The sequence below is a fragment of the Amycolatopsis sp. AA4 genome (assembly GCF_002796545.1).
In the GTDB taxonomy this organism is placed as follows: Bacteria; Actinomycetota; Actinomycetes; order Mycobacteriales; family Pseudonocardiaceae; genus Amycolatopsis.
Genome location: NZ_CP024894.1, coordinates 1,408,275 through 1,426,734, shown reverse-complemented (window position 1 = coordinate 1,426,734; position 18,460 = coordinate 1,408,275). Strand labels below are relative to the sequence as shown.

General features: G+C 68.8%; 16 protein-coding genes. 4 read left to right on the top strand and 12 right to left on the bottom strand.

The genetic code is table 11. From position 1 onward, the window contains the following. Together ilvN and CU254_RS06850 are read right to left on the bottom strand one after the other, a co-directional pair. Complete coding sequence (gene ilvN, locus CU254_RS06855; protein ID WP_009074017.1) at nt 1-507, bottom strand: acetolactate synthase small subunit; 507 nt, start codon at nt 505-507, stop codon at nt 1-3. Further along, nucleotides 504-2,390, bottom strand: coding sequence for an acetolactate synthase large subunit (locus tag CU254_RS06850; RefSeq protein WP_009074015.1), 1,887 nt, complete (start codon nt 2,388-2,390; stop codon nt 504-506). The genes ilvN and CU254_RS06850 overlap by 4 nt, the downstream gene beginning before the upstream one ends. Nucleotides 2,391-2,714: 324 nt before the next feature. On the opposite strand from CU254_RS06850, the gene CU254_RS06845 reads away from it, so the two are divergent. Together CU254_RS06845 and ilvD are read left to right on the top strand one after the other, a co-directional pair. After that, nucleotides 2,715-3,305: a PH domain-containing protein gene (locus CU254_RS06845; RefSeq protein WP_050788401.1), complete on the top strand. Its 591-nt coding sequence runs from the start codon at nt 2,715-2,717 to the stop codon at nt 3,303-3,305. A gap of 72 nt (nt 3,306-3,377) precedes the next feature. Continuing rightward, nucleotides 3,378-5,222, top strand: coding sequence for a dihydroxy-acid dehydratase (gene ilvD / locus CU254_RS06840; protein ID WP_009074011.1), 1,845 nt, complete (start codon nt 3,378-3,380; stop codon nt 5,220-5,222). 638 nt (nt 5,223-5,860) lie between these two features. Here ilvD and CU254_RS06835 read toward each other — a convergent pair. Both CU254_RS06835 and CU254_RS06830 read right to left on the bottom strand, forming a co-directional pair. Beyond that, entirely contained in the window at nt 5,861-6,436 is a 576-nt protein-coding gene (locus tag CU254_RS06835) for a DoxX family protein (protein WP_009074008.1), read from the bottom strand. Nucleotides 6,437-6,542: 106 nt separating this feature from the next. Further along, a complete protein-coding gene (locus CU254_RS06830) occupies nt 6,543-7,451 on the bottom strand; it encodes a 2-hydroxyacid dehydrogenase (RefSeq protein WP_037716713.1) in 909 nt (302 codons plus the stop codon). A 58-nt stretch (nt 7,452-7,509) separates the two neighbouring features. Between CU254_RS06830 and CU254_RS06825 the strand changes: the two genes are divergently transcribed. Beyond that, entirely contained in the window at nt 7,510-8,718 is a 1,209-nt protein-coding gene (locus tag CU254_RS06825; protein ID WP_009074004.1) for a sorbosone dehydrogenase family protein, read from the top strand. A 661-nt stretch (nt 8,719-9,379) separates the two neighbouring features. Here CU254_RS06825 and CU254_RS06820 read toward each other — a convergent pair. From CU254_RS06820 to gatC, 4 genes are read right to left on the bottom strand one after another with little or no spacing between them, the layout of a single operon-like run. Next, nucleotides 9,380-9,898 carry a hypothetical protein gene (locus CU254_RS06820; RefSeq protein WP_009074002.1) on the bottom strand — a complete coding sequence of 173 codons (519 nt, stop codon included), beginning with the start codon at nt 9,896-9,898 and terminating at the stop codon, nt 9,380-9,382. Continuing rightward, nucleotides 9,899-11,404, bottom strand: a complete 1,506-nt coding sequence (gene gatB / locus CU254_RS06815) for an Asp-tRNA(Asn)/Glu-tRNA(Gln) amidotransferase subunit GatB (protein WP_009074000.1) — start codon at nt 11,402-11,404, stop codon at nt 9,899-9,901. Continuing rightward, the gene (gene gatA / locus CU254_RS06810) at nt 11,401-12,918 is read right to left on the bottom strand and encodes an Asp-tRNA(Asn)/Glu-tRNA(Gln) amidotransferase subunit GatA (RefSeq protein WP_009073998.1); all 1,518 of its coding nucleotides are present in this window, start codon (nt 12,916-12,918) and stop codon (nt 11,401-11,403) included. Before gatA ends, gatB begins: the two co-directional genes overlap by 4 nt. Beyond that, nucleotides 12,915-13,214, bottom strand: coding sequence for an Asp-tRNA(Asn)/Glu-tRNA(Gln) amidotransferase subunit GatC (gene gatC / locus CU254_RS06805; protein ID WP_009073996.1), 300 nt, complete (start codon nt 13,212-13,214; stop codon nt 12,915-12,917). The genes gatA and gatC overlap by 4 nt, the downstream gene beginning before the upstream one ends. Before the next feature lie 221 nt (nt 13,215-13,435). Between gatC and CU254_RS06800 the strand changes: the two genes are divergently transcribed. Beyond that, a complete protein-coding gene (locus CU254_RS06800; RefSeq protein ID WP_037716711.1) occupies nt 13,436-14,089 on the top strand; it encodes an amino acid-binding protein in 654 nt (217 codons plus the stop codon). Between the two features lie 246 nt (nt 14,090-14,335). On the opposite strand, the gene CU254_RS06795 is transcribed toward CU254_RS06800, so the two are convergent. The 4 genes from CU254_RS06795 to CU254_RS06780 all read right to left on the bottom strand — a co-directional run bounded on the left by CU254_RS06795 (nt 14,336) and on the right by CU254_RS06780 (nt 18,421). Continuing rightward, nucleotides 14,336-14,731, bottom strand: coding sequence for a PASTA domain-containing protein (locus CU254_RS06795; protein WP_009073992.1), 396 nt, complete (start codon nt 14,729-14,731; stop codon nt 14,336-14,338). Nucleotides 14,732-15,052: 321 nt separating this feature from the next. Then, the gene (locus tag CU254_RS06790; RefSeq protein ID WP_009073990.1) at nt 15,053-15,547 is read right to left on the bottom strand and encodes a GNAT family N-acetyltransferase; all 495 of its coding nucleotides are present in this window, start codon (nt 15,545-15,547) and stop codon (nt 15,053-15,055) included. Then, the gene (gene ligA, locus CU254_RS06785; RefSeq protein WP_037712809.1) at nt 15,540-17,699 is read right to left on the bottom strand and encodes an NAD-dependent DNA ligase LigA; all 2,160 of its coding nucleotides are present in this window, start codon (nt 17,697-17,699) and stop codon (nt 15,540-15,542) included. Before ligA ends, CU254_RS06790 begins: the two co-directional genes overlap by 8 nt. A gap of 11 nt (nt 17,700-17,710) precedes the next feature. Next, a complete protein-coding gene (locus CU254_RS06780; RefSeq protein ID WP_009073986.1) occupies nt 17,711-18,421 on the bottom strand; it encodes a hypothetical protein in 711 nt (236 codons plus the stop codon). Nucleotides 18,422-18,460: the final 39 nt, after the last annotated feature.

The window sequence follows — 18,460 nt, the reverse complement described above, 5'->3', positions numbered from 1 at the left end:
TCAGCGGGGAGAAGCGGCGGTGATCGAGCGGGCCCCGCGGCCCACCGCGACCATGCCGGACTGGACGAGTTCGCGGATGCCGTACGGCTCCAGCATCCGCAGCAGCGCGCCGATCTTGTCCGACGTCCCGGTCGCCTCGACGGTGAGCGCCTCCGGCGAGACGTCCACCACCTTGGCGCGGAAGAGCTGGACGGTCTCGAGGACCTGGCTGCGCACGGTGGCGTCGGCCCGGACTTTCACGAGCAGCAGTTCGCGCTGCACCGCGCTGCCGGCTTCCAGCTCGACGATCTTGATCACGTTCACCAGCTTGTTGAGCTGTTTGGTCACCTGTTCGAGCGGTAGCTCTTCAACGGCGACCACGATCGTCATCCGGGACACCTCGGGGTTCTCCGTGGGCCCGACAGCAAGGGACTCGATGTTGAAGCCGCGGCGGGAGAACAGTCCGGACACCCGGGCGAGCACACCGGGCTTGTTCTCGACCAGCACGCTCAGCGTGTGGACAGTCATGCTTGCTCTCCCTCCGCGGCCGCGGCCTCGGCGGCTTCCTGCGAAACCTCGTCGTCGTCGAACAGCGGCCGGATCCCGCGGACGGCCATGATCTCGTCGTTCCCGGTGCCCGCGGCGACCATCGGCCACACCTGGGCATCCTTCCCCACGACGAAATCGATCACGACGGGGCGGTCGTTGATTTCCATCGCGCGCCGGATCGTCGCGTCGACGTCCTCCTTGGCCTCGCAGCGCAGGCCCGCGCAGCCGAGCGCCTCGGCCAGCAGCGTGAAGTCCGGGATGCGGTGCTTGTGCGTGCCGAGGTCGGTGTTGGAGTACCGCTCGGAGTAGAACAGGTTCTGCCACTGGCGGACCATGCCGAGGTTGCCGTTGTTGATCACGGCGACCTTGATCGGCGCGCCCTCGATGGCGCACGTGGCGAGTTCCTGGTTGGTCATCTGGAAGCAGCCGTCGCCGTCGATCGCCCACACCTGGGTGTCCGGAAGGCCGAACTGCGCGCCCATCGCGGCCGGGACGGCGAAGCCCATGGTGCCGAGGCCGCCGGAGTTGATCCAGGTGCGCGGCTTCTCGTACTTCACGAACTGCGCGGCCCACATCTGGTGCTGCCCGACGCCCGCGGCGTACACCGCGTCCGGACCGACCAGCTCGCCGATCCGCTCGATGACGTACTGCGGCGACAGCGAACCGTCGTCGGGCCATTCGTAGCCGGCCGGGTAGTCCTCGCGCCACGAGTCGACCTGCGTCCACCAGTCGCTCAGGTCGGGACGGGCGCGCTCGAACTCGGTCTTCACCGCGTCGATCAGCTCGCCGATGATCTCCTTGCAGTCGCCGACGATCGGCACGTCCGCCTTGCGGTTCTTGGAGATCTCGGCCGGGTCGATATCCGCGTGGACGATCTTCGCGTCCGGCGCGAACGACGACAGCTGGCCGGTGACCCGGTCGTCGAACCGGGCGCCGAGCGCGACCAGCAAGTCGGCGCGCTGCATCGACGCGACCGCGGCGACGGACCCGTGCATGCCGGGCATGCCGACGTGCTGGCGGTGCGAGTCGGGGAACGCGCCGCGCGCCATCAGCGTGGTGGCGACCGGGATGCCGGTCAGCTCGGCGAGTTCGCGCAACTGCTCGGACGCCTCGGCCTTGATCACGCCGCCGCCGACGTACAGCACCGGCCGCTGGGCCTGCGCGATCAGCTTCGCGGCCTCGCGGACCTGCTTGCCGTGCGGCCGCAGCGTCGGGCGGTAGCCGGGCAGCCGGAGTTCGGGCGGCCAGGAGAACGAGGTCATCTCCTGCAGCACGTCCTTGGGGATGTCCACCAGCACCGGGCCCGGGCGTCCGGTCGCGGCCAGGTGGAACGCCTCGGCGATCGCCCGCGGGATCTCCGCCGGGTCGGTGACGAGGAAGTTGTGCTTGGTGATCGGCATGGTGATGCCGCAGATGTCGGCTTCCTGGAACGCGTCGGTGCCGATCAGGCTGCGCGACTGCTGCCCGGTGATGGCGACGACCGGGACCGAGTCCATGTTGGCGTCGGCCAGCGGGGTGACGAGGTTCGTGGCGCCCGGGCCGGACGTGGCCATGCAGACGCCGACCTTGCCGGTGGCCTGCGCGTACCCGGTGGCGGCGTGCCCCGCGCCCTGCTCGTGGCGGACGAGGACGTGCCGGACCTTCGTCGAGTCGAGCAACGGGTCGTAGGCGGGAAGGATGGTGCCACCCGGAATGCCGAACACGACCTCCGCGCCGACCGCCTCGAGCGAGCGGACGAGCGACTGCGCGCCGGTGACGCGCACCGGCGTACCCGCCGGCGGGGCGGGCTTCGGACGTGCTCCTGGGACACCGGGCGCGGTCGGCCCGGGCTTCGCGTCGCTGCGCGACGTGGCACTGGTCATCGGTTCTGCCTCGTGGGTTCTCGGTGTCACTCGTTCGGGTTGTCTGGGCCGTACTTCCGGTCGGGGAACCGGTTTCACGCAACAAAAAACCCTCGCCGACCGTAAGGTCGCACGAGGGTCGCGCGTCGACGCAGAGGACTCTTCCTAAGCGTCGGCGCGCTTGGGAAGTACGAGACCGGTCTGCGTAATCACGGCCCCGACGTTAGTCGCGCGCCCGGGCGAGTGTCAACTCTACGGGACAGCGGTTCCGCATCGTGGACGGCCAGTACTGCCCGCGCGCGACCCGGGCGCAGGCCGCCGCGAGCGTCGGTGCACCATTCCTTCGTGGCCAAGAAACAGCAGGACCAGCGTGCGGACGAGGGCCGGAAGGCCGTCTTCCGGATCCCGACCACGGCGTATCTCGCGATCGGTCTGCTGACCGTCTGTGTGACACCGATCGCACTGGGCGAGATCGGCGGATTCCAGTGGCTGTACGTCTTCCCGCTCGCGCTGTTCGTGTTCGTCGCGCGCACGCGCACCGTCGCGACCCGCGAAGGACTGCACGTCCGGACCGTCTTCGGCAACCGCGAACTGCCGTGGTCGTCGCTCAAGGGACTGGCGATCACGAACAAGGCCCGCGTGCGTGCGGTCCTCGGCGACGACACGCAAGTCAGCCTTCCCACGGTGCGGACGCGGCATCTTCCGGTACTGGCGCTGGTGAGCGAGGGCAAGATCAAGGACCCGTCGGGCGTGCTGAGCGACGAGGAGCTCACCGGGCAGAAACCGGCCGCCGAGACCGCGCCGGAGGCAGCTCCGGAATCCGCCGCGGAACCCGCTCCCGAGCCCGCTTCTGGCTCCGCCTCCGGGCCTGCTGAACCGGAGCCCTCCGCCGACGCGGGACGGACCGGCGGCGGCAACGGCGAACCAGCCGAGTAGAATTGGTAGGACCAGTTTGCGGAGCCGTAGTTCCCCTCCGCCTGGTTCAGCCTTCTGACCTGGGAGAATGCCGTGCCGCACCTCCGTTCCCGGACCACCACCCACGGTCGCAACGCGGCGGGCGCACGCTCGCTCTGGCGTGCGACCGGAATGACCGACAGCGATTTCGGCAAGCCGATCGTCGCGATCGCCAACTCCTACACCCAGTTCGTGCCCGGCCACGTGCATCTCAAGGACCTCGGCGAGATCGTCGCCGAGGCGGTGGCCGAGGCCGGCGGCATCGCGCGCGAGTTCCACACGATCGCGGTCGACGACGGCATCGCGATGGGCCACTCGGGCATGCTCTATTCGCTGCCGTCGCGCGAGATCATCGCGGACTCGGTGGAGTACATGGTCAACGCGCACCAGGCCGACGCGCTGGTGTGCATCTCCAACTGCGACAAGATCACGCCGGGCATGCTCAACGCCGCGATGCGGCTCAACATCCCGACCGTGTTCGTCTCCGGCGGCCCGATGGAGGCCGGCAAGGCGGTGGTCGTCGAGGGCGTCGCGCACGCCCCGACGGACCTGATCACCACCATCGCGGCGTCCGCGAACTCGGCGATCGACGAGGCCGGCCTGTCCGAGGTCGAGCGCTCCGCGTGTCCGACCTGCGGTTCGTGCTCCGGCATGTTCACCGCGAACTCGATGAACTGCCTCACCGAAGCGCTCGGATTGTCGTTGCCGGGCAACGGTTCCACGCTCGCGACGCACGCGGCCCGGCGCGAGCTGTTCTCCAACGCCGGCCGCACGGTGGTCGAACTGTGCAAGCGCTGGTACGGCTCCGACGACGAGTCGGCGCTGCCGCGGTCGATCGCCACGAAGAAGGCGTTCGAGAACGCGATGGCGCTCGACATGGCCATGGGCGGGTCGACGAACACCGTGCTGCACATCCTCGCCGCCGCGCAGGAGGGCGAGGTCGACTTCACGATCAGCGACATCGACGCGATCGGACGGCGGGTGCCGTGCCTGTCGAAGGTCGCGCCGAACTCCGACTACCACATGGAAGACGTCCACCGGGCCGGCGGAATCCCGGCGATCCTGGGCGAGCTGTACCGCGGCGGCCTGCTGAACACCGACGTGCACGCGGTCCACGCGCCGGACCTCGCGACGTGGCTGAACGAGTGGGACATCCGCGCCGAGTCGCCGTCGGAGAAGGCGCTGGAACTGTTCCGCGCCGCGCCGGGCGGGGTCCGGACGACGCAGGCGTTCTCGACGGAAAACCGCTGGTCGTCACTGGACACCGACGCCGCCGGCGGCTGCATCCGCGACGTCGAACACGCCTACACGAAGGACGGCGGCCTCGCGATCCTGCGCGGCAACCTGGCCGAGAACGGCGCCGTGATCAAGTCCGCGGGCATCGACGAGGACCTGTGGCACTTCCAGGGTCCGGCGCGGGTGCTGGAGAGCCAGGAGGAAGCCGTGTCGGCGATCCTCAAGAAGGAAATCCAGCCGGGCGAGGTGCTGGTCATCCGCTACGAGGGCCCGGCAGGCGGCCCCGGCATGCAGGAGATGCTGCACCCGACGGCGTTCCTCAAGGGTTCCGGCCTCGGCAAGAAATGCGCCCTGATCACCGACGGCCGCTTCTCCGGCGGCTCCTCGGGCATCTCGGTGGGCCACATCTCGCCGGAAGCCGCCGCGGGCGGCCTGATCGGCCTGGTGGAGAACGGCGACCAGATCGTTCTGGACGTCCACGAGCGCCGGCTCGAGCTGCTGGTCGAACCGGAGGTCCTGGCCGAACGGCGGGCCAAGATGGAGGCTTCGGAACGTCCGTGGCAGCCGAAGGACCGGGAGCGCCCGATCACCTCGGCGCTGCGGGCCTACGCCCGGATGGCCACCTCAGCCGACACCGGCGCGGTTCGGGACCCGAACCGCTGATCCTGCTTTCTGCTTTCTCCGGGAGGGGCCCGCGCTTAGTGCGCGGGCCCTTTTCGTGTCGTGACCAGTCCGGTTTGGACCGCTGACACCCTCAACCGCTACTGCCGGACCCGCCGTCGACACGATTCGCCGCCCAACGGCCAACAGTCACCGCGGCCAGCCCGAGTCCCCCGAGCCACTGCGTTCGCCGCCCAACGGCGAACGCTCCCCTCCCCACCCCGAAATCCTGATCGACGCGAATCGCCATTCAACGGCAACCAGCTACTCCGGCCAGCCCGGCTCCTCCGGTCGAGCAACATTCGCCACCGAACGGCGAACGCTCCCTCCCGATCGACCCGAGTCACCGCTCAATGGCGAACAGGCATCCCGGCCGGACCCCAGACTCCGGCCGACGCGAATAGCCATCGAACGGCCACCAGTCGACCACCCACGCCACGCCAAACCAGCCGCGAAACCCTCGGCTACCATCGCCGCTCACGAGCCGAGCCAGCAGGCAACCAGCCCGGATTTCCGCTCTGACCGGGCATTCGCCACTAAACGGCAACACCTCGACGACCTGGTCAGTGACCGGAAGCCCAGCCCAGGCAACCGTCGGCTACAGCCGCCTCCACCGAGTCAACGACGCAGGCCCGCCCAGATCAACGGGTCAGAACGATGACCACCACAGACGCAGCCGCGGCCAGCAGCAACGAGATGAGCCCCAGCGGCAACGGCCGCTTACGCCACGGCGTGTTCCGCTCCAGCGAGATGGTGCCCGCTCCGGTGAAGATCAGCGTCAACGCGCACAGGCCCAGGAGCATCTCGTACTCCCAGCCCTGACCGATGCCCTGGAAGAAACCGCCGTGGAACTTCGCGTAGACGATGTTCGCGGCCACCCCCAGCAGCCCCGCCGCGGCGAGCGGCGTGAAGAGGCCGACGATCACCAGCGCACTGCCCGCGACCTCGGTGACGCCGGTGATCCAGGACAGCAGCGTCGTCTGCTTGTGGTACCCGAACATCTCGAGCACGTGCGCGAAGCCGCCGACGCCCGGCCCGCCGAAAGCGCCGAACAAATGCTGCAGGCCGTGCGCACCCATGATCACGCCAAGCCCCAGGCGCAAGACGAGCAGGCCGAAGCCGAGACCGCCCTGCCGCGGTTCGTCGTAGTCGTTGCCGGCAGAGTCCTCGACACCGGACAGCACGCTGGTCTGGTAGTCGTCCCCTTGAGTGGTCACGCGGCGAAGATTAGGGGATTCAGCCGTGCCCCGCGAGCGAGCACGCCGAGGTCAGGGGCACTTTCAGGGTTAACCCTGAGTGCCGGGCCGACATCCGGGAAAAGGATCAGTATTCGCCGCGCACGAGATTGCCAGGTAGCTCTCCGCCAGCGTACCGGGCGATTTCCACCGCAGCCACCAAATAAGCCCGCCGCCGGACGCCCCGCACCGCTCCGGCCACGTGCGGCGTCAACACGAAACCGGGCGCTGTCCACAACGGATGGTCCGCTGGCAACGGTTCGGGATCGGTCACGTCGAGCGCGGCGCGAAGCCGTCCCGCGGCGAGTTCCGCCGCCAGCGCGTCGGTGACCACAACCGGCCCTTGAGCGGCATTGACCAGCACCGCGCCATCACGCATCGCGGCGAGAAAACCGGCGTCGACCATGCCTCGCGTCCGCGACGTGAGGGGGACCATCATGACCACCACATCGTGGTGCGGCAACAGTTCCGGCAACTCGTCGACACCGTGTACGCCCTCGCGCGCCGACATCCCGACCATCGTGCAGCGGACGTCGAACGGCTCCAACCGCCGCCGCAACTGCCGCCCGACGTCCCCAGCCCCGACGATCAGCACCCGCTGCCCCTGCAAGGTGTCGGACGGCAGCTGCTCCCAGCGTCCGGCCCGTTGCGCCGCCGCGTAGACGTCCAGATTTCGGTACATCGACAGCAAGACGCCGACGACCCACTCCGCCATGCTGCCGCTGTGCGCACCGCGGCAGGTGGACAGCAGAACGCCATCCGGCACGCGGCCGACCCAGTCTTCCGCTCCGGCGGTCAGGAGCTGCACCAGCTTGAGATTCGGCAGATCGCTCCAGATGTCGTCGTCCGCCGAATCCATGGCCGGGACGAGCACCTCGGCTTTCGCAGCCTCCGGCGGCAGCGGACGGCCCCATTCGTAGCGCACCGCGTGGACGAGGGGGATTTCGGACAGCACAGCGACGCCCTCGTCGTCCGGGACCAGCACGGTGACTGTCATGATCACCACGGTAGCCACTTACCAGTGGCTCACGCCGCGCCACCTAGGCTGGGGCATCATGCGTACCCGATTCCGGTGGTCGGCGCCGCTGGCCCTCCTCGCCTGCGGCGGCCTCGTGCTTTCCGGCTGCGCCCGGTTCGACGACACCGCCGCCGGCCAGACGTTCACCCCCGCGCCGGTGCCGAGTCCCGAATCTCCGCCGCACATCCAGGAGCACGGTGACGGCCCCGGCAGCGGTCCCCACACCGGTCCCGCGCAAGCGCCGCCTTCACCGGTTCCGCCTCCGCAGGGCTGCAAGGACTTCGACAAGGCCGTCATCGCCACCTGTCTGGACACAGTCGCCGCCGTCGCCGGACTTCCCGGCGAGGGATCCGCCCCCGCCGCTCTCGCCGGTGAACGGAAAACCGGCCGGGTCATGCTGGCCAGCTCCGGGCACGACGCGACGTCGTTCGCGCAACTGGACGTCCAAGCCGACGGCGACGGCGGGCTCACCAGCCTGGCGCTGTCGCCGAGCTACGTCGAGGATCAACTGGTCTTCGCATATGTCACCACGGCCTCAGACAACCGTGTCGTGCGCTTCGCGAAGGGCCAGGCTCCGAAGCCGGTGCTGACCGGCATCCCGAAGGGCGCGACCGGCAACCGCGGCGCGCTGGCCAGCGACGGAAGCGGTTCGCTGCTCGTCGCGACCGGCGACGCGGGCAACCCCGCCGCGGCCGCGGATCCGAACTCCCTGGCAGGCAAGGTCCTCCGCATCGACGTGTCCGGAAAACCGGCGACCGGCAATCCCACGCCTGGATCCGCCGTCTACGCGTCGGGCCTGCACTCCCCCGGCGGCATCTGCCGTTCGTCCGACGGGAAGCGCGCGTGGGTGACCGACCACCCGGCCAGCGGCCCGGACGCCGTGTACCGACTGCAGTCCGGACAGCCGCTCAGCGCCCCCGCGTGGACCTGGCCGGACAGGCCCTCCCTAGGCGGCTGCGTCGATTTCGTCGACGCTAACGGCATTCTCGGCATCGCGTCGTCCACCGGGCTGCAGAACGTGCCGGTCAACAAGGACGGTGCCGTCACCGGCAAGCCGACGGTCACCCTCGACGGCAAAAGCAAGGCCGCCACGACCTACGGCCGGCTCTCGGCCATGAGCATGATCAACCCGCAACTGGCCGTCGCCGGGACCGTCAACAAGGACGGCGGCAAACCAGTCTCCAGCGACGACCGCGTGGTCCTGATCGTGGTGAGCGACACAGGCGGCGGTCCGGGCAAGGACTGACTCCCGGCGAGCCCCCGGCTGGGCCTTCTCCAGGCCCCGGAACGCCGGTTGACCTGCGGTTAGCCGTTTAGCGGCGACAGCTGATCGCAGCTGATCCGGTCACCGCGGCTGTTTGCGTTCCGCCTCGCCGGGGCTGGCCGTCCAGGCGCTCCCCGCCAGTGTCAAGCTGAACGGAGTTTCGCCGTTCAGCGGCGACAATCACTCGCCATCCGTCGGCACCGACGCGGCACCGCCCCAGAGCGACATCCCCACCGCATCACCCCGCATCGACCCCCGACACCGGCTGCGGCACCATCGTCGTCACCATTCACCTTCTGGGAGCACCGTCGCCATCCCATTTGCCGCCCGGCGGCGAATCTCACTAGCGATGACGGCTCGCCTCGTCGCAGTGGCCGCTCGACGGCAAGTGCGTTAAGAGCTGTCGCTCAACCGGGCACGCCCAGTCGCCGCCCAACGGCGAACCGCCGAGACCGGACCTCGGCTTAGGGCACGTAGTCGCCACTCAGCGGCAAACCCGACCAGCGCCACCTCGCAACCGGGGACACCCCTCGCCACCCAGCGGCGAATCCGGCCCAAGCCTGCTCACCAACGAGGTCCACTCGCCGTAGCCACTGAGCGGCAAATCCGCCAGAAGCCCAGCCAGAAACGCCCGCGTCGCCGTTCAGCGGCGACGACGCGGAGCCCGACTCTCCGCCCGAGCCGCCCGGATGTCCACGATCGCCATCACGACCGACCCGACCGCGAACGCCATCCCCAGATACCGCCCGAGCCCGCCGGAGATCGACACGCCCGCAGCGTCCAGGAACGCCCGCTGGTCACTGTCGAACACCCAGTCCAGCGTCGTCCAGCCGATCACCATCAGCAACACCGTAACCAGGCCGCCCACCAGCCACAGCTGCGGCAGCCCGCTCACCCGTGCCTTCGTGACCTGCCCGAACAACACCACGGCAAGCCCCACCACGGCCAGGAGCAGCGGCGGGCCCCACGAGAAGAGATCCGAATTCCACGCCGTCCGCACGACGTCGCTGTGCGGCAACGTACGGAACGCGTCACGGACGTCGGAAGTAGCGGTATCCGCGGACAACACGGTCCAGGGCAGAGCTGTCGACCCGACCGCGAGCAGCCCGGCCGCCAGGCCGAGCCACTCGCGCCAGGTGGCGCGTCGGAGCGAGAAAGCCACTCAGGAACCGACGCGCTCGATGATCAGTTCGCGCACCCGCTTGGCGTCGGCCTGGCCCTTGGTCGCCTTCATGACCGCGCCGACGATCGCGCCCGCCGCGGCGACCTTGCCGCCGCGGATCTTGTCGGCGATGTCCGGCTGCGCGGCCAAGGCTTCATCGACAGCGGTGAGCAGCGCCGAATCGTCGGAGACGACCTTCAGACCGCGCTTCTCGACGACCTCGCGCGGCGAGCCCTCGCCCGCGAGAACGCCCTGCACGACCTCCTTGGCGAGCTTGTTCGTCAGCTCGCCGGAGGACACGAGCCCGATCACCTCGGCGACCTGCGCCGGCGTGATCGCCAGTTCGGCCAGCTCGACCTCGCGCGCGTTCGCTTCCTGCGCCAGCGTGTTGACCCACCAGCCGCGCGCCTCGTCCGGCGTCGCGCCAGCCTCGACCGTCGCAGCGACGAGATCGACGGCACCGACGTTCAGCAGGTCGCGCAGCGCTTCGTCGGAGAGCTTCCACTCTTCCTGGATCCGCTTGCGCCGCTCCCACGGCATCTCCGGCAGCGTCGCGCGCAGTTCCTCGACCCATTCGCGCGAGGGCGCGATCGGCACGAGGTCGGGCTCCGGGAAGTACCGGTAGTCCTCCGCGGTTTCCTTGGCGCGCCCGGACGACGTGGTGCCGTCGGCCTCCTGGAAGTGCCGCGTCTCCTGCCGGATCGACCCGCCCTCGGCGAGGATCGCCGCCTGGCGCGTCATTTCGTACCGCACCGCGCGCTCGACACTGCGCAGGGAGTTGACGTTCTTCGTCTCCGTGCGGGTGCCGAATTCGGTCGCGTCCTTGGCCATCAGCGAGACGTTCGCGTCGCAGCGGAGCGACCCCTGGTCCATGCGGACGTCGGACACGTCGAGCGCCCGCAGCAGGTCGCGCAGCGCGGTGACGTACGCGCGCGCCACCTCGGGCGCCCGCTCGCCGGTGCCGGTGATCGGCTTGGTGACGATCTCGATCAGCGGCACCCCAGCGCGGTTGTAGTCGAGCAGCGAGTGCTCGGCGCCGTGGATCCGACCGGTCGCGCCGCCGATGTGCAGCGACTTGCCGGTGTCCTCCTCCATGTGCGCGCGCTCGATCTCGACGCGCACGACCTCGCCGTCGTCCAGCGTCACGTCGAGGTAGCCGTTGAATGCGATCGGCTCGTCGTACTGCGACGTCTGGAAGTTCTTCGGCATGTCCGGGTAGAAGTAGTTCTTCCGGGCAAACCGGCACCACTCCGCGATCTCGCAGTTGAGCGCGAGACCGATCCGGATCGCGCCCTCGACCGCCTTGCCGTTGACGACCGGCAGCGAACCGGGCAGGCCGAGACAGGTCGGGCACGTCTTGGTGTTCGGCTCGCCGCCGAACTCGTTGACGCAGCCGCAGAACATCTTCGTGTTCGTGCTGAGCTCCACGTGGACCTCGAGCCCGAGTACGGGGTCGAACCGCTCGACGACCTCGGCGTAGTCCATCAACTCGGCCACGGCAGTCACTTCGTTCCTCCCAGCTCCGGAACCTGGTGCACGAGCGAGCCGCCGGCAGCGGCGTCGCGCGCGGCCTCGTACGCGGCGCCGACGCGGTACAGCCGGTCGTCGGCGAGCGCCGGGGCCATGATCTGCAGGCCGACCGGCAGCCCGTCCTCGTCGGACAGTCCGCTCGGGACGCTCATGGCGGCGTTGCCCGCGAGGTTCGACGGGATGGTGCACAGGTCGGCGAGGTACATCGCCATCGGGTCGTCCACGCGCTCGCCGAGCTTGAACGCCGTGGTGGGCGTCGTCGGCGACACGAGCACGTCGACCTTCTCGAAGGCCTGCGTGAAGTCGCGCGTGATGAGCGTGCGCACCTTCTGCGCGGAGCCGTAGTACGCGTCGTAGTAGCCCGACGAAAGCGCGTACGTGCCGAGCATGATGCGACGCTTCACTTCAGCGCCGAAGCCCTTCTCGCGCGTCAGCGACATGACTTCTTCGGCGCTGTGTTCGCCGTCGTCCGAGACGCGCAGGCCGTACCGCATCGCGTCGAAGCGCGCGAGGTTCGACGACGCTTCGCTCGGCGCGATCAGGTAGTACGCAGGCAGCGCGTACGTGAAGTGCGGGCACGAGACCTCGACCACTTCGGCGCCGAGCGCGCGAAGCTGCTCCACAGCAGCCTCGAACGACCGCAGCACACCTGTCTGGTAACCGTCGCCGCCGAACTCCTTCACGACGCCGACGCGTACGCCGGACAAGTCGCCCTTCGCGCCTTCGCGCGCCGCGGCGACAACCGGAGGCACCGGTGCGTTGATGGACGTCGAGTCCATCGGGTCGTAGCCAGCGATCGCTTCGTGCAGCAGTGCGGCGTCAAGCACCGTACGCGCGCACGGCCCGGCCTGGTCGAGCGAAGACGAGAACGCCACCAGCCCGTAGCGCGACACTCCGCCGTACGTCGGCTTCACGCCCACAGTGCCGGTTACGGCACCGGGCTGACGGATCGAGCCGCCAGTGTCCGTACCGATCGCGAGAGCGGCCTCGAACGCCGAAATCGCCGCAGAGGAACCGCCGCCCGAACCGCCCGGGATGCGCGCGTGGTCCCACGGGTTGTGCGTCGGGCCGTACGCCGAGTTCTCCGTCGACGAGCCCATCGCGAACTCGTCCATGTTGGTCTTGCCGAGGATCACGACACCGGCTTCGCGCAGCTTGCGCGTGACAGTCGCGTCGTACGGCGGCAGCCAGCCTTCGAGCGTGCGAGACCCGCAGGTCGTCGGCACGCCCTTGGTGGTCAGCACGTCCTTCAGCGCCAACGGGACGCCCGCCAGCGGCGACGCCGGCTGCTCCCCCGCGGCCAGCTGCTCGTCGACGGCCTTGGCCGCGCCGAGCGCGCCTTCGGTGTCGACGTGCAGGAACGCGTGCACGTGGTCGTCCACCGCGGCGATGCGGTCCAGGTGCGCCTGCGCGACCTCGACGGCGGACACCTCGCGTGCGTGGATCTTCGCCGCCAGCTCGGCGGCGGTCAGCTTGACGAGTTCGCTCACTGTTCTTCTCCCAGGATCCGCGGCACCCGGAACCGGCCGTCCTCGGCGGCCGGCGCGGCGGCCAGCGCGTCCTGCTGCTCGAGGCTGGGCCGGACGGTGTCCTCGCGGAAGACGTTCGTCAGCGGCACGGCGTGCGAGGTCGGCGGGACGTCCTCCGCGGCGACTTCGCTGACCTTCGCCACCGAGTCCAGGATCTGGTCGAGCTGGCCGGCGAAAACGTCCAGCTCGTCGTCGGTCACGGCCAGCCTGGCCAGCCTGGCGAGGTGTGCGACCTCGTCTCGGGAAATGTTGGGCACGCGGGTGACTCCCGGGGTGTGCTGTGCGGGTGCTCTCGGAAGCTGCAAGTCTATGGTGACGGCGTCGGACGGTTCGACCGGGTTATCGGGCCGCGGGCGCCGGGCAGGGCGTCCCGCTTGCCGGACAGCGGGCCCCAGCGGGTACCCGGTCTGTCACAATCGGCGCCCGGCAAGCGCGTCCCACGACAAGGCTGGGACGCCTGAGGCGAGAGGGGCGCGTGGTGTCGTTCCTGATCCGGGTCCAGCTACCGGACTCCCCCGGCACGCTCGGCGCGGTCGCGACCGCGCTCGGCACCGTCGGGGCGGACATCCTGAGCGTGGACGTGGTGGAACGCGGCGGCGGGCTCGCGATCGACGACCTGGTGGTCGAACTCCCGTCGGGCCGGCTCCCGGACGCGCTGATCACCGCGGCCGAGAGCGTGGAAGGCGTCGAGGTCGACGCGGTGCGGCCGTACGCGGGCATTCTCGACACCCATCGCGAGCTGGAGCTGGTCGAGGAGATCGCCGCGCAGCCGAAAGCCGGGCTGGATTTGCTCGCCGAAGGTGTGCCGAAAATCATTCGCGCCGGGTGGGCGGTGATCGTCGAGCACGCGGAATCGGGCCCTCGTCGCCTGGCTTCGTCGAGTGCGGCCCCGGAGAACCCGTTCACGGACCTGCCGTGGCTGCCGCTGGAACGCGCGACGGTCCTGGACGGCGAGGATTCCTGGGTTCCGGAGACCTGGAAGGAACTCGGCACCGAACTGGCCGCTACCCCGCTCGGCAAGCCGGGGAAAGCGATGCTCGTCGCGCGGCCGGGCGGGCCCAATTTCCGGGCCGCGGAGGTCGCTCGGCTGGCGCATTTCGCCGGGATCGTCGCGGTGGTTCTGGACGGGTGACCCAAGGCTTGGGTCAGCTGTCCTGATGCGTTCGAGACGGCTGTTCCGAGCGGCCTGGCCGGTCTTGCCGGTAAATGGCGAATCAGCGAGTCGAACGCCGTAGCCGGCAGGGGTTCAAGAGCTGACGCGTCCCTTTGCACTCGGGTTCCATCGCCAGCGGCTGTCCTCAAGTGCAGACAAATCTCCCTCATGACGGTGACATTGCCCCGCCCGCCCACGGCTACCGCGGGCACGCCACGGCGGCAATCAGCACTTGTCGGCGTAGAGGGTGATGACCGCACCAGCAGCGACCACGGTTCCCGGCTTGGGATCCTGCCCGGTCTGACACCAATTCCGGTCGATGATCATCATCCGCTTCTTCCCGGACGAATCGACCTCACGCAGGTTGTACAACCCAGCCGCCTGCATGGCGTCCTGCGCGTCCTGATGGTTCATACCAGACACATCAGGGACTTTGATCGTCGCTGGCTGCGCGGCGCTGACCGGCACGCTGACGGTCGCTGTCGCAGACTCGACCGCGGTCACGGTCTCGGTTGAGATCGTCGTTGTTGTGCCGCCAGGCTGCGGGGCTGTGTTGCAAGCAACGGCGAGAAACGCGGCAACGCCAACGACTGGAACAGCAGCTTGCACGAACTTCGCCATGGTCACGCTTCCTCGGTATGAGTCGGTACTTCACACGTGACAGCTTGAGTCGAAGCCAGACATCCACCCGTTACAACCCATAGCCGGTCGAAGCACGCCAAACAGACCCGCCGCGCACCACTATCCACCAGCGAAGACCGCGCACCCTGGTTCCGGGCCGACGCTCACCACCATGGCCGTCAGGGCACCCGCCAGTGCCCGACGAGAGCCGGGACGAGGTCTGTCAAGCCGTCGCCGTTCAGCGGCAAATACCGGCGGCGAACCCCGCCCAAGACTTTCGCCAAAAAACGGCAAAAGCCCCTGACCTGCGAGAACGAGACGTCAGAAGCCGTACTCGTAGGCGATCAGGCTGACCCCAGGATGCGGGTGCCAGTCCCGCCCCGGCAACCGACGGAACCCGATCCGCTCGTAGAGCCGGTGCGCCTTCCGCATCACGTCGAGGCTGCTCAGCACCACCCGGTCGACGCCAAGCTCCCGGCCGCGCGCCAGCACCGCTTGGGTAAGCGCCTCCCCGATTCCTCGCCCGCGCGCCGCCTCCGCGACCGCCAGCATGCGGAACTCCAACTCCCCCGGCTGGGATATCTCGGACAGCTTGCTCCCCGGCTGCACAATCGCGACCGATCCCAAGACCTGTCCCTCCGGATCGACTGCGACCAGCAGTTCGGCATGCTCCGCCCGCCCAGAGACGTCGCGAAGTTTCGCCTCGTACGCGGCGTCAGTCTCGAAGAATCCCTCGATCCGGTAAGCCTCGACGGTCACCTCGCCGACCGCGTCGAATTCCTCCCGCCGCGCCGGGCGGATCTCCACCTCACTCATCGCCGCCCTCAGCTTCCTCGTCCGCACCGGTGTCGAGCGCCAGTTCCGCAGCCGCCTCCGGGCCGCGCTCCAGCAACGCGCGGAACCCGTTCTCGTCCAGGACCGGCACCTTCAGCTGCACGGCCTTGTCGTACTTCGAACCCGGAGCGTCGCCCACCACGACGAACGACGTCTTCTTCGACACCGATCCCGCGGCCTTGCCACCGCGCGCCATGATGGCTTCTTTCGCTTCGTCACGGGAAAACCCGTCGAGCGACCCGGTCACCACGATCGACAGGCCCTCGAGATTCCGCGGGATGGACTCGTCGCGCTCTTCCTCCATCCGAACCCCGGCCCGTCGCCATTTTTCGACGATCTCCCGGTGCCAATCGACCTCGAACCATTCCTGAACGGCGTGCGCGATGGTCGGACCGACGCCGTCGACGTCCGCGAGTTCCTCCTCGGTCGTGTCCTCAATCCGTTGCAGCGAACCGAATTCGCGCGCGAGCGCCTGCGCCGCGGTCGGCCCGACGTGCCGGATCGACAGGGCGACGATCACTTTCCACAGCGGACGGTCCTTCGCCGAATCGAGGTTCACCAGCAGTTTCCGCGCGTTCGCCGACAGGTCGCCCGCCTTGGTGCGGAACAACTCCACCTCGGCGAGCGACTCCTCGTTGAGATCGAATACGTCGCCCTCGTCGGCGACTACCCTGGCGTCGAGCAGCGCGACCGCCGCCTCGTACCCGAGCACTTCGATGTCGAACGCACCGCGCCCGGCGAGATGGAACAGCCGTTCCCGCAACTGCGCGGGGCAAAACTGACTGTTCGGGCAGCGGATGTCCTTGTCGCCTTCCTTTTGATAGGCGAGTTTCGTGCCGCATTCCGGACATTCGGTGGGCATCACGAATTCACGCTCGTCGCCGGTCCGCGCGTCGACGACGGGACCAAGCACCTCGGGAATCACTTCGCCGGCCTTGCGGATCACGATCCGGTCGCCGATCAGCACACCCTTGCGCTTGACCTCTTCCTGGTTGTGCAGCGTCGCCCGCGCGACCGTCGAGCCCGCGACCTTCACCGGTTCGGTGACAGCGAACGGCGTGACCCTTCCGGTGCGTCCCACGCCGACCTGGATGTCGAGCAGCATCGTGATCGCTTCTTCCGGCGGATATTTGTAGGCGATGGCCCACCGCGGCGCGCGCGACGTAGTGCCGAGGCGACGCTGCAAGGCGACCTGGTCAACCTTGATCACCACGCCGTCGATCTCGTGCTCGGCGTCGTGCCGATGTTCACCCCAGTAGGCGATGTGCTCGGTGAGTTCCTTGCCTGTGCGCAGGACACGCGTGTACGGCGACACCGGCAGCCCCCACGCCGCCAACGCGTCGTAGGCATGCGACTGCGTGACCGGCTCGAAGCCGTCGCGCTTGCCGAGGCCGTGACAGATCAGCCGCAGCCTGCGTTCCCTGGTGATTTTCGGGTCTTTCTGCCGCAACGACCCGGCCGCCGTGTTGCGCGGGTTCGCGTACGGAAGCTTGCCCGCCTCGACCATTTTCGCATTCAACTCGAGGAAGTCCTCGACGCGGAAGTAGACCTCGCCACGCACCTCGACAAGCTTCGGCACCGGGAACTCGTCGGTGCCGGTGAGCCGGTCCGGCACCTGGTCGAGGGTGCGGATGTTGAGCGTGACGTCCTCGCCCGTGCGCCCGTCGCCGCGGGTGAGACCCCTGGTGAGCTTGCCGTTTTCGTAGAGCAGGTTGATGGCCAAGCCGTCGATCTTCAGCTCGGCCAGGTACTCCGCGGACCCGATTTCCTTCTCGACGCGCTCGACCCACGCGAGGAACTCCTCGGCGGTGAACACGTTGTCCAGGCTCAGCATGCGCTCGAGGTGGTCGTGCGCGGTGAATTCGGTGGAGAACGTGCCGCCGACGTTCTGGGTCGGCGAATCCGGCGTGACCAGCGCCGGGTACTCGTCCTCGATCTTCTGGAGGTCACCGAGGAGCGCGTCGAACTGGCCGTCGGAGATGATCGGCGAGTCCAGCACGTAGTACCGGAACTGATGGCCGCGGATCTCCTCGGCGAGCGCGCCGTGCCGCTCGCGCACGTCGGCCGGCACATCGGTCACGTCCTGGGCGGCCTCCACGGCCACCGGGTCTTGGGGAAGGTCGGTGCTGCTCACGGATGGTGAGCCTAGCCGGAGGCACCGACACTTTCGTCCGGTTGCTCCGGCAGTCCGTGCACAAGGTCCCGGAACTCCAGGAGATCGATCGTGCCCTCCGGCGCGGCCTCGGCGGTCTCGACCCGGCGCAGCCGCTCGGCGGCCAGACGTTCGCCGAGCGTCGCGTCGAGCGGCAGGAACGTCATCGTGGTGCGCGAAGCCTCGTCCAGGTCCGCGAACGCCGGGTGATGAACAGCGACGTCGACCACGCCGTCGTCCACCTGCGCGACCACCCGGACGTCGGCCAGGGAGATGCGGTGCTCGCCCAGGTTCACCGTCACCTCAGTCGGGTCCGGGACCGGAGGCACCGAATCGTGGTACTCCCAGATGGCGTCGTCCGGCGGTCCAGCCGCTTTCCACGCGTCGGTGTACGGGCGCAGCTCCGGGTCTTCCTGGCCGCTGACGACCAGCGCGTAGATCGCGGTCCGGCCGCGTTCGAGCGAGAAGTGCAGTCGCGGGTGCAGCGTCTCGACCAGCACGCACAGGTCGTGCTCGACACGGTGCGGCTCGCCCTCGCCCAGCGCGGCACTGACCTCGGGCAGAAGGTCGTACCACCCTTGCCAGAACGCAGCTGCCGCGGCGACAGCGTCGGACGGCACCTGCTGCTCCGGCCATGGCGTGCGGGGATCGGGCGGCGCGGCTTCGGTGTCGGCTTCCGAGCGGCGACGACGGAACAAACGCATGATTCGGAATTTCCCCCGGTTGCTTCTCTTCACCAGCCA